Raw genomic sequence first — 10,713 nt, forward strand, 5'->3', positions numbered from 1 at the left:
ACTATTGGTCGATTTCACGGACGGTCGTGCACGCCGCGAGAGGCCCCTCCCCCGGCCCCTCCCCCGGCCCCTCCCCGCACAAACTGCGTGCGGAGAGGGGGGAACTTCGTGCTGGATGAGGCTGGCTGGCGGTGCATGTCCTGGGAGCCCCCTCCCCCCGGCCCCCTTCCCCCGCTGCGCAGGGGAGGGGGAGACCTGAATCGCGCTTCGGCCGGCCTGGCGCGCCGGGTTGGCTGGGGATGGGGGGCGCCGGCCCGGGTGCCGGGGCCTGCCTCCGTGCGCCTTGATCCAGCCAGCCTCCTACAGCCCGTACTCCTTCAGCTTCTGCCAGAGCGTGGTGCGGCCCATCCCCAGCGCGGCGGCGGCCTTGGTGCGGTTGCCGTCGGCCTGCTCCAGCGCCTGCAGGATCGCCTCGCGCTCCGAATCCGCGTCCGGCGCCTGGTACCGCCGTACCGGCTCCGCCTGGCGCGCGTACTCGTGCCTGCGCCCGTCGCCCCCGTTGGTCGTTGGGAAGGTGGACGCGCCCTCGCGCACCTCCTCGGGCAGGTTGTGCGGCATCACTCGCCCGCCCTCGCAGACGATGCACGCGTACTCGATGGCGGCCATCAGCTCGCGCACGTTCCCCGGCCAGTCGTACGCCGCCAGCAGCGCCATGGCGTCGTCCGATACGCCCTGCACCCGGCGCGGCGCCTCCACCCGCTCGTTCCACCGCGCAAGCGCGGCGCCGACCAGGGCCGGGATGTCCTCGGGGCGGTCCTTGAGCTCGGGAACGCGGATCTGGAACACCTTCAGGCGAAAGTACAGGTCCTTCCGGAACGACCCGTCCTCCACCATCGCCTCCAGGTCGCGGTGCGTGGCCGCGATCACCCGCACGTCCACCGCCACGCTGCGGGCCGTGCCCACCCTCACCACCTCGCGCTCCTGCAGCACGCGCAGCAGCTTGGCCTGCATCCCGGGCGACACGTCGCCGATCTCGTCCAGGAACACGGTGCCGCCGTGCGCCTCCTCGAACAGGCCCTTCCGCTCGTTCACCGCGCCCGTGAAGGCGCCGCGGGCGTGCCCGAACAGCTCCGATTCCAGGATCCCCTCCGCCAGCGCCGAGCAGTTGACGGCCTGGTACGGACGATGGCGGCGCGGGCTTTCTTCGTGGATGGCGCGGGCGATCACCTCCTTGCCCGTGCCAGTCGCCCCGCGCAGCAGCACGGTGGATTCGGTGGATGCCACACGCGAGATGGCGCGCAGCACCTCCTTCATGCGCGTTCCCGTGCTGACGATGCGCGCCGCGCCGTCGCCCAAGACGGGCTCCCGGCGGGCCAGGATGGACTTGATCTTGGAACGCAGCTGCGCGTTGTCGCAGGGCTTGGTCAGGTAGTCGTCGGCGCCCAGCTTCAGCGCCGCCACGGCCGAATCTACCGTGGCGAAGCCGGTGAGCATCACCACGGGCACGTCGTTGCCGGACCCGCGCAGCTCCTCGAGCACCGAGAGCCCGGTGCGCCCCTCCATCCGCAGGTCCAGCAGCACCATGTCGAACTGCTCGTGGCGCAGCAGGTCCACGCCCTCGTCGCCGCTGGCGACGGCCTGCACGGCGTAGCCCTCGTCGGACAGCAGCGCGCCCGTTCCCACGCGGAACGCGCGGTCGTCGTCGATGATGAGGATGCGCGGAGTCTCGGATGTCGCCACAGTTACGATCGTCGGAAAGTAGTAAGTACGGGAGTACGAACAGGCTCCGGTGCATGCCGCGGGTGGCCCCTCCCCCGGCCCCTCCCCGCACGAACTGCGTGCGGGAGGGGAGAACTTCGATCGGGGTCCGATGGGTTGCCGGGGCTGCCTCTGGGAGCCCCCCTCTCCCGGCCTCTCCCCCATACACCCCATGGGGGAGAGGCGACCTCCGGCTGGCCTCGCGCGCCGGACTGGCTCCCTTCCCCCGCGCAGTTTGCGGGGGAAGGGCTGGGGATGGGGGGCGCCGGCCCGAGCACCGGGCCTGCCCTGACGCACGCTGGACCCGAAGTGTATCCCCTCTCCCACGCTGTTTGTGGGAGAGGGTCGCACGCGTGTCAGCGCGGCGGGGTGAGGGCCCCACGGCAGCCGCGGCCTCTGCTTCTGTGACCGCTGCCGCGCCCAGGCCTGTACCCTTCCGCGGCTAGATCCTTCGGCCCGCGACGGTTGTGCTGCGGGCCGGTGACGTGCGCCTGGGCCTCAGGATGACAGGGTGCCTGGTGGAACCAGACAGCCTACACTCCCGCCGGCTCGCGCGCCTCCGCCGCCGCGTCCTGGTTGGCGTCGGACAGCGACTCGTCGAGGGTTTCGCGCGGCAGGCGCACGATGAAGCGGCTGCCCTGCCCCGGCGTGCTCTCCACGTCGATGCGTCCGCGGTGCCCGCGGATGATCCCCTCCGACACGAACAAGCCCAGCCCGATTCCCGTCACCGCCGGCTTGGTGGTGTAGAACGCCTCGAAGATGTGCGGAAGGTCCCGCTCCGCGATCCCCTGGCCCGTGTCCTCCACCACCACCTCCACCGCCTCGTCCACCGCCCGCGTGGCCACCCGCAGCCGCCCGCCCCCCGGCATGGCGTCGCTGGCGTTGGCCACCAGGTTGGCCAGCACCTGCTGGATGGCCTCGGGGTGCGCGACCACCGGCGGCAGGTCCGGGGCCAGGTCCGCCCGCAGCTCCACGCCCCGCTCCCGGATCTCCGGCCCCGCCAGGGTGAGCACGCGCGTCACCAGCGCGTTCAGGTTCAGCAGCGAGCTGGCGTCGGACTGGGGGCGGCTCTGGTCCAGCAGGCGCCGGGTGAGCGACGCCATCCGCGACAGCTCCTCCTGCGCCAGCGTCAGGAACTCGCGGTTCGGATCGTTGGGGTCGCCGCGCCGCTCCAGCGCCTCCAGGCAGTTCTGGATGTTGTAGATGGGGTTGTTGATCTCGTGCGAAAGCTGCGCGACCAGGCGCCCCATGGCCGCCAGCTTTTCGCGGTGGATCATCTCGGCCTGCGCGCTCCGCAGCCGCCCCTCGCGGTCGGCGATGGCCCGGCGCATCTCGCCGAAGGCGCGCGCCAGCTGGCCGATTTCGTCCGTGCCCGCCCGCGGCAGCGGCGCCGCGAAGTCGCCCCGCGCCATTCGCGCCGACGCCTCGGCCAGCGCCTGCGTGGGACGCGCGACGATGCGGGCGATCACCGCCGCCAGCACGAGCGCCAGCACCAGCGCCGCGAACCCGATCCCCCACAGCGAGCTCTTGATAGCCGACGCCACCTGCAATTCCTGCGTGATGGGGCGCAGCAGGATGGCCGTCGTCGGCAGCCCGCGCGACGCCAGGTTGAGCGGGCGCGCCATGTACGCCTGCCCCGCGTAGATCTGGCGCGGCACCGGGGCCACGCTGCCCTTGAGCGCCAGCAGCTCGCTGCGGCTCAGCGCCGCCTCGGCCGTGTCGGAAAGGGTGGTGCCGATCAGCGAGTCGCCCACCAGCAGCACCACCTCGGTGGTGCGGTTCAGCTGCTCCTTCAGGCTGGCGGCGCTGAAGCGGGTGCCCACGCCCACGCGCCCCAGGCGAACGCTGTCGGCCCGCACATCCTCCAGGGCGAAGCGCACCGGGTCGCCCTTTGCGGGAAAGGCGATCGTCGTGCGCCCCTGGCCCACACCGGCCACGGAGCCGGCGTCGATCTTCGGCCCCAGGATGAACCGCCCGGTGCTGTCGATGACGAACGGGCGGACGTCCTCTTCAAGCCCCAGCTGGATGATGCGCTGCACCTCGCGCATGTCGCCCGCCTGCCACGCCCGCGCCAGGTCGGCGTCCAGCGCCCGCGCGCGCGCCGCCTCGGCCAGCAGCAGGTCGCGGATGTCCCACGCCTGCTGCACCGAGAGCATGGCGCCATCCAGGTCGTCGCGCGCACGCTCGTACACTCCCCGCTCCACGGCCCGCGCGATCAGCAGCAGGGCCGGCACCACGATCAGCAGCGACGTGGCGGCGAAGAGAAAGAAGATCTTGGCACGGAGCGGAAGCCCTCGCATGTGGTCCCGTTCGTTCGGTGCGGCACCCGTCCCGTGTGTTCACTGAACACCCGTGCGGTGTTCACTGAACGGCGGCGGACCGGTTCCGTGCGGTCCGCGAACGGTGGGCGGCAGGGTGCCGAGTGCCCGAAAGCTAAGGCGCGGCGCGGATTTGCGCCACCGTGGCCCGGCACCCGGCGTACGGCATACCCGTTGCCATTTCCTGGCCCAACCGCGTGAAGGCCGCGCGGATGGATTCCGGGAGTGAGGAGCGGCGGATGATCAAGCATGTTTTCCCGATCGTGATGGTGGCAGTGCTGGCGGCCTGCGGCGGCGACGCCGGCGAGGACGCTTCGGTCGCGGTCGATTCGACAGCGGGCGCCACCATCCAGGGGGTGGATCCGGCGGCGGCGGCCACGCAGGCCGCGCCGCTTCCGATGGACAGCGTGACGGGCGCGACCACGCCCGCGCCGATGGACAGCACGGCGCACGCGGACTCCGGCCACGCCGCCGGCACCGACTCGGCCGCGGCGCACTGACCATGAACAAGGTGATCGCTTCCCTGGCCCTGGTGGCGCTGGCCGCCTGCGGCGGGGGCAACGAAGCGGGCGCGGTGGTCGAGGACACCACCTCGATCCCTGCCACGAGCGAGGCCCCGGCCGTTTCGCCGGCGCCCTCGCCCGCGGACTCGGCGATGATGCAGGGAACGGTGGTGGACAGCGCGGCGTCGGTGCGTGGCACCACCGGCGACAGCGCCACCGGCACGACGCAGCAGTAAGCAGGACACCGCCCCGCATCTACGCGGGGCGGCGGATGAACCACACCGGACAAGGAACACGACCATGAAGAAGCTCATCGCGATTTTCGGCCTGATGGCGCTTGCGGCTTGCGGCGGCGACGACGCGGCCTCCGAGGGCGAGGCCACCGACGTGAACAGCACCACCACGGTGGTTCCGGGCAGCGACACGGTCGCCACCCCGACGGTCGTCCCGACGCAGGACACCGTGACGGCCACGACCACCACGACGGTCGACACCACCCAGGGCCAGGCCCAGACCGGCACGACCGGCACCGCGACCACCGACACGGCCGCGCACTGAGCTACACGAGTAACGGGCCGCGCATCGCTGCGCGGCCCGATTTTTCACGATGGACAAGGAATACGGACATGAAGAAGCTGATCGCGATTTTCGGTGTGATGGCGCTTGCCGCGTGCGGCGGCGAGGGCGGTGAGGGCGGCGACACGGCCGTGGTCGACAGCACGGCTGCCGGCACGACCGTCGAGGCGGCCCCGGTGACCACGCCGATGCCGGCCGACACCAGCATGGCCACCACGCCCGCCATGGGCACCGACAGCGCCGCGGGCGCGGCTGGCGCCACCACGACGACCGGCACCGACTCGGCCGCCGGCGCCGCGGGCACCACCACCACCCCGTAATCCCGACCGGCGCTTACGCGCCGCTCTCAGCCGGGCCCGGACCATCGCGTCCGGGCCCGGCTTTTTTCAATGCGGGAGCAACCCGGGACACCCCGGGGCAGGGGCGCCGCCGATCGCCGACATGCGCGCCAGGGCATGGAGTCCACGAAGGTGGACATCGTGTGGTCGTTGCCGCGAATTCATCCGCCCCAGCAGGCCCGGCCACCCCCACCGGCCCGCCTCACCCAGCAGTGCCGGCCCCGACCCCCGGGACCCTATCGCCCCGCCCGCCGCGCCCCATCCGCCGCCCCGGTCGCCCCAGCAGGGCCTGTTCCCTATATTCCGAGGGAGAGCGCTCCACACCCAGGCCCCGACACACCAAAGGACGCGTGACATCGGCATCCGAGCAGCCCACGATCGACCCCGCCGCTGCCCGGCGGCTGCTGGACCAGGCCCGCGAGGTGCGCGCCCAGGCCTACGCCCCCTACAGCAACTTTTCCGTCGGCGCGGCGCTGCTGGCCGAAGACGGCCGCGTGTTCACCGGCGTCAACGTCGAGAACGCGTCGTATCCCCTGGGCACCTGCGCCGAGCGCACCGCCATTGGCAACGCCGTCACGCAGGGGGCCCGGCGCTTCGTGGCCATCGCCGTCGTGGGCCCCGAAGACGATGCGGCCTGTGCGCCCTGTGGCGGCTGCCGGCAGGTGCTCAACGAGTTCGGCCCCGACATGCCGGTGATCATGCCCGGCGGCGGCCCCGCGGGGGTGCAGATTACCTCGGTGCGGGCGCTGCTTCCCGGCGCCTTCGACCAGGACCGGCTGAACGCCACCCGCGAGGCGCGATGAGCGGCTCGACCCCCTCCACCGTCGAGCTGATTGAGCGGAAGAAGCGCGGCGGCGAGCTGTCGCCGGACGAGATGCGCGGGTTTCTGTCCGGCTACCTGGCGGGCGAGGTGCCCGACTACCAGGTGGCCGCCTGGCTGATGGCGGTGGTGTGGCGCGGGATGACCGAGGGGGAAACGCTGGAGTTCACCCGCGCCATGGTGGACAGCGGCGAAACGCTGGACTGGCCCGGGCTGGACCGCCCCACCGTGGACAAGCACAGCACCGGCGGCGTGGGCGACAAGACGTCCATCGTCCTCGTGCCGCTGATGGCCGCCGCCGGGGCCGCCTTCGTGAAGATGTCGGGGCGGGGGCTGGGGCACACGGGCGGCACGCTCGACAAGCTGGAGGCCATCCCCGGCTTTCGCTGCGAGCTGCCGCTGGACGAAATGCGCGCCCAGGTGCGGCGCATCGGCTGCGCGCTGGTGGGCCAGAGCGGCGAGCTGGTGCCGGCCGACAAGAAGCTGTACGCGCTCCGCGACGTGACGGGAACGGTGGACAGCATGCCGCTGATCGCCGGCAGCATCATGTCGAAGAAGCTGGCGGGCGGCGCGCGCAGCATCGTCCTGGACGTAAAGTGGGGCTCCGGCGCCTTCATGCAGACGCTGGACGATGCCCGCGAGCTGGCGCGCACGCTGGTGGCAATCGGCAGCGGGGCCGGGCGGCGCACGCGGGCCGTGCTGAGCCCCATGCGCCAGCCGCTGGGCCGCGCCGTGGGCAACGCGCTCGAGATCCGCGAGGCCATCGACACCCTGCACGGCCGCGGCCCGGCGGATTTGTGGCGGCTGACGCTGGAGCTGGGGGCGCACCTGCTGGAGATGTCCGGGCTGGCCAAGTCCGCCGACGAGGGGCGCGCCGCGCTTACCTGGCTGCGCGACTCGGGGGCGGGGGCGCGCACGCTGCAGACCCTGATCGAGGCGCAGGGCGGCGACGCGCGGGTCGTGGACCAGCCGGATCTGCTTCCCTCGGCGCCGGTGATCCACCCCTACACCACCGACCTTCCCGGCTGGGTGGCCCAGGCCGACGCGCGTACCATCGGCGACGCGGCGCTGGCGCTGGGCGCGGGGCGAAAGACCAAGGCCGACCCGGTGGACCCCGCGGTGGGCATCGTGGTCCGCGCGCGCATCGGCGACCGCGTGGAGGCGGGGCAGCCGCTGGCCGACGTGCACGCGCGCTCCGAGCCGGCGGCGCGCGAGGCCATCGAACGGCTGCGCTCCGCGTTCGTGCTCTCCGTCCGCCCGGCGGAGCCCGTCCCCGACGCGTACGAAACCGTCGGCTGAAGCGCGCGGGGGGCGCCGGGCGGCGGGGGGAATCCTCCGCCGCCCGGGGGGATGATCCCCGACGTTCTCCTTGCGCCCGGCACCGTCCACACCTATCCCTTTCTCATCCGGCAGACCGCCGTCGCCCTCCCCTTCCGCCCCGCCGACTACCCATGAAACCACCGCCCCTGCCGCGGCGCACGTTCGCGGCCATCGCGTTCCTCGTCGCCGCCGCCTTCGCCCCGGCGCTGGCGGCGCAGACCGGCACCCTCACGGGCCGGGTGACCGACGCGGCCGACGGCTCGCCGCTGGCCGGCGCCGCGGTACGCCTTTCCGGCGCCTCCAGCGGCGTCACCCGGGCGGACGGCACGTACCGCCTGCAGGCGGCGCCGGGCTCGTACGAGCTGGTGGTTTCGCGCCTGGGCTTCGGCACGGTGCGCGTTCCCGTGGCGTTGACGGCCGGGGGAACGGCGACCCGCGACGTGCAATTGGCGGAGACGGCGGCGCTGCTGGAAACGGTGGTGGCCGTGGGCACCCGCCGGCCGGACCGCACCGCCACCGACGCGCCGGTGCCCGTGGACGTGCTGACCGCGGCCGACATCCAGGCCACGGGCCTTACCGAGACGGCGCAGATCATCCAGCGGCTGGCGCCCTCGGTGAACTTTCCCCGCGCCTCCGTTTCCGACGGCACCGACCACGTGCGTCCGGCCACGCTGCGCGGGCTGGCGCCCGACCAGTTGCTGGTGCTGGTGAACGGCAAGCGGCGCCACAACAGCGCGCTGGTGAACGTCAACGGCAGCGTGGGCCGGGGGAGCACGGCGGTGGACCTGAACGCCATCCCGGCGTCGTCCATCGAGCGCATCGAGATCCTGCGCGACGGCGCCGCGGCCCAGTACGGCTCCGACGCCATCGCGGGCGTGGTGAACATCGTGCTGAAGACGGGCGGGCGCCGCGAGGCGATGGCCACCGTGGGGCAGACCACGGAGGGCGACGGCACCGTGGTGCAGGTGGCCGGCTCCGGGGGCATGGACTTCGGCGAGCGCGGATTCGTGTCGCTCAGCGCCGAGTTCCGCGACCGCGAGAACACCAATCGCTCCCTTCCGGACACGCGCCAGCAGTACTTCCCCAACGATCCGCGCAACAACGGGCGCGCCGTCGTCAACCACCGCCAGGGCGACTCGGACTCGCGCGACGCGGGCGTGTTCCTGAACAGCTCGTTCCCGCTGGCCGCGTGGGCCGAGGCGTATGCGTTCGGCGGGCTGTCGCGCCGCGACGGCGAGGCGGCGGGCTTCTTCCGCCGGGCCAACGACGCCCGGACGGTGCGGGCCATCCACCCCGACGGGTTCCTGCCGCTGATCGGCTCGCGGATCGTGGACGGCTCCGGGGTGCTGGGCGCGCGCGGCAGCGTGGCGGGGTTCCGGTACGACCTGTCGGGGGTGCACGGGGCCAACAGCTTCCGCTTCGACATCAGCAACAGCAACAACGTGTCGATGGGCACCGCCAGCCCCACCGAGTTCTACGCGGGAACCCTGAAGTTCGACCAGACGACGTTCAACCTGGACCTGTCGCGCGCCTTTTCGCTGGGCCTCCCCGAGGCGGTGAACGTGGCGTTCGGCGCCGAGTACCGCCGCGACGGCTACGGCATTGCCGCGGGCGACTCCGCGTCGTGGAAGAACGGGGGCGTGCCCATCCTGGACGGCCCCACCGCGGGCCAGGTGGCCGCCGTGGGCGCGCAGGTGTTCCCCGGCTTTCGCCCCTCCGACGCCAAGGACGTGTCGCGCCACAACACGGCCGGCTACGTGGACGTGGAGATCACCCCCGTGCGCGGGCTGCTGATCAACGCGGCGGCGCGGGTGGAGGACTACAGCGACTTCGGCAGCACGCAGGACGGCAAGCTGGCGGTGCGCTTCGAGCCCATCCCCGGCTTTGCCCTGCGCGGCGCGTACGGCACGGGCTTCCGCGCGCCGTCGCTGGGGCAGTCGTTCTTCTCGTCCACCGCCACCAACTTCCTGGTGATCAACGGGGTCAACACGCCGGTGGACGTGCGGACCTTTCCCGCCGGCAGCCCCGAAGCCAAGGTGCTCGGCGCCACGCCGCTGCAGCCGGAAGAGTCGGTGAACTACAGCGCCGGCGTGGCGTGGGAGCCGTCGCCCGCGCTGTCGCTGACGGTGGACGCGTACCGCATCGACATCGACGACCGCATCGTCTTTTCCGAGAACTTCACGGGCACCGCTATCCGCACGCTCTTTCAGAACGCGGGGTTCGCCGGGGTCACGGGCGGGCGGTTCTTCACCAACGCCATCGACACCCGCACCACGGGCGTGGACGTGGTGCTGCAGTACGCCCGCCCGCTGGGTGCGGGGATGCTGCGGTTCACCGGCGGCGGCAACCTGACGGAGACGGAGGTGCTGACCGACTCGGTGCAGACGCCGCCGCAGCTGGCCGGCCTGGGCGAGGTGCTCTTCGGGCGCGTGGAGCGGGGCCGGCTGGAGCGCGGGCAGCCGCGCAACAGCCTGAACCTGTCGCTGAACTATGCGCTGGAGCGGCTGGCGGTGAACCTGAACAACCGCCGCTTCGGCGAGGTGTCGGTGTTCGGCACGGCGGCGGTGGGCTCGCCCACCAACACCGACCAGACGTTCGGCGCGCGGTGGATCACCGACCTCGACGTGTCGTACCGCGTGCGCTCGGGGCTGACGGCGGCGGTGGGCGCCAACAACCTGTTCGGCGTGTACCCCGAGCAGAACTTCCGCAGCCCCACGGGCGCCGACAACTCCAACGCGGGCATCTTTCCCTTCAACCAGGTTAGCCCGTTCGGCTTCAACGGCGCGTTCTACTACGTGCGGCTGAGCTGGCAGGGCCTGTAGGTCTTCACGTCCATTCCGGTGGATGGAAAGGGGCCGGGCCGAGTGCCCGGCCCCTTTCTGCTTCCGCCACACCCGTCGGGAGCGGGTGAACCCGCCGCTTGGAAAGCGGTAAGCCCCGACACGGGCCGCTGGCGCGTCCCGTTCGGGGCTTCAACCGCACATGGCGATAGTGCCAGAGCCTGTCATCCTGAGAGGGTGTTGAGATAACCGAACAAAGTACGAACATGCACAAGTAGACGGTGTATGCGGCTGGCATGACTAGCCACAGATATCCGACAGACTTGACCGATTCGCAGTGGGAGCTGCTGCGCCCGCTCA

Annotated in this window: 9 protein-coding genes; 7 read left to right on the plus strand and 2 right to left on the minus strand. The window is 72.1% G+C overall.

Annotated elements, in window-relative coordinates; all coding sequences use genetic code 11:
- Nucleotides 1-300: 300 nt before the first annotated feature.
- Entirely contained in the window at nt 301-1,680 is a 1,380-nt protein-coding gene (locus VGB24_RS19385) for a sigma-54 dependent transcriptional regulator (protein WP_331074594.1), read from the minus strand.
- 551 nt (nt 1,681-2,231) lie between these two features.
- Nucleotides 2,232-3,998 (minus strand): sensor histidine kinase, encoded by a 1,767-nt coding sequence (locus VGB24_RS19390; RefSeq protein ID WP_331074595.1) that lies wholly within the window; start codon nt 3,996-3,998, stop codon nt 2,232-2,234.
- Nucleotides 3,999-4,255: 257 nt separating this feature from the next.
- On the opposite strand from VGB24_RS19390, the gene VGB24_RS19395 reads away from it, so the two are divergent.
- The 7 genes from VGB24_RS19395 to VGB24_RS19425 all read left to right on the plus strand — a co-directional run bounded on the left by VGB24_RS19395 (nt 4,256) and on the right by VGB24_RS19425 (nt 10,395).
- Nucleotides 4,256-4,516 (plus strand): hypothetical protein, encoded by a 261-nt coding sequence (locus tag VGB24_RS19395; protein ID WP_331074596.1) that lies wholly within the window; start codon nt 4,256-4,258, stop codon nt 4,514-4,516.
- Nucleotides 4,517-4,518: 2 nt separating this feature from the next.
- Complete coding sequence (locus tag VGB24_RS19400) at nt 4,519-4,755, plus strand: hypothetical protein (RefSeq protein ID WP_331074597.1); 237 nt, start codon at nt 4,519-4,521, stop codon at nt 4,753-4,755.
- A 64-nt stretch (nt 4,756-4,819) separates the two neighbouring features.
- Nucleotides 4,820-5,077 (plus strand): hypothetical protein, encoded by a 258-nt coding sequence (locus VGB24_RS19405; RefSeq protein ID WP_331074598.1) that lies wholly within the window; start codon nt 4,820-4,822, stop codon nt 5,075-5,077.
- A 68-nt stretch (nt 5,078-5,145) separates the two neighbouring features.
- Complete coding sequence (locus VGB24_RS19410; protein ID WP_331074599.1) at nt 5,146-5,415, plus strand: hypothetical protein; 270 nt, start codon at nt 5,146-5,148, stop codon at nt 5,413-5,415.
- A gap of 368 nt (nt 5,416-5,783) precedes the next feature.
- Nucleotides 5,784-6,236: a cytidine deaminase gene (gene cdd / locus VGB24_RS19415; protein ID WP_331074600.1), complete on the plus strand. Its 453-nt coding sequence runs from the start codon at nt 5,784-5,786 to the stop codon at nt 6,234-6,236.
- A complete protein-coding gene (locus VGB24_RS19420; RefSeq protein WP_331074601.1) occupies nt 6,233-7,552 on the plus strand; it encodes a thymidine phosphorylase in 1,320 nt (439 codons plus the stop codon). Before cdd ends, VGB24_RS19420 begins: the two co-directional genes overlap by 4 nt.
- A gap of 152 nt (nt 7,553-7,704) precedes the next feature.
- Nucleotides 7,705-10,395, plus strand: coding sequence for a TonB-dependent receptor (locus tag VGB24_RS19425; protein ID WP_331074602.1), 2,691 nt, complete (start codon nt 7,705-7,707; stop codon nt 10,393-10,395).
- Nucleotides 10,396-10,713 lie beyond the last annotated feature (318 nt).

It is taken from the genome of Longimicrobium sp., from assembly GCF_036399935.1.
In the GTDB taxonomy this organism is placed as follows: domain Bacteria; phylum Gemmatimonadota; class Gemmatimonadetes; order Longimicrobiales; family Longimicrobiaceae; genus Longimicrobium.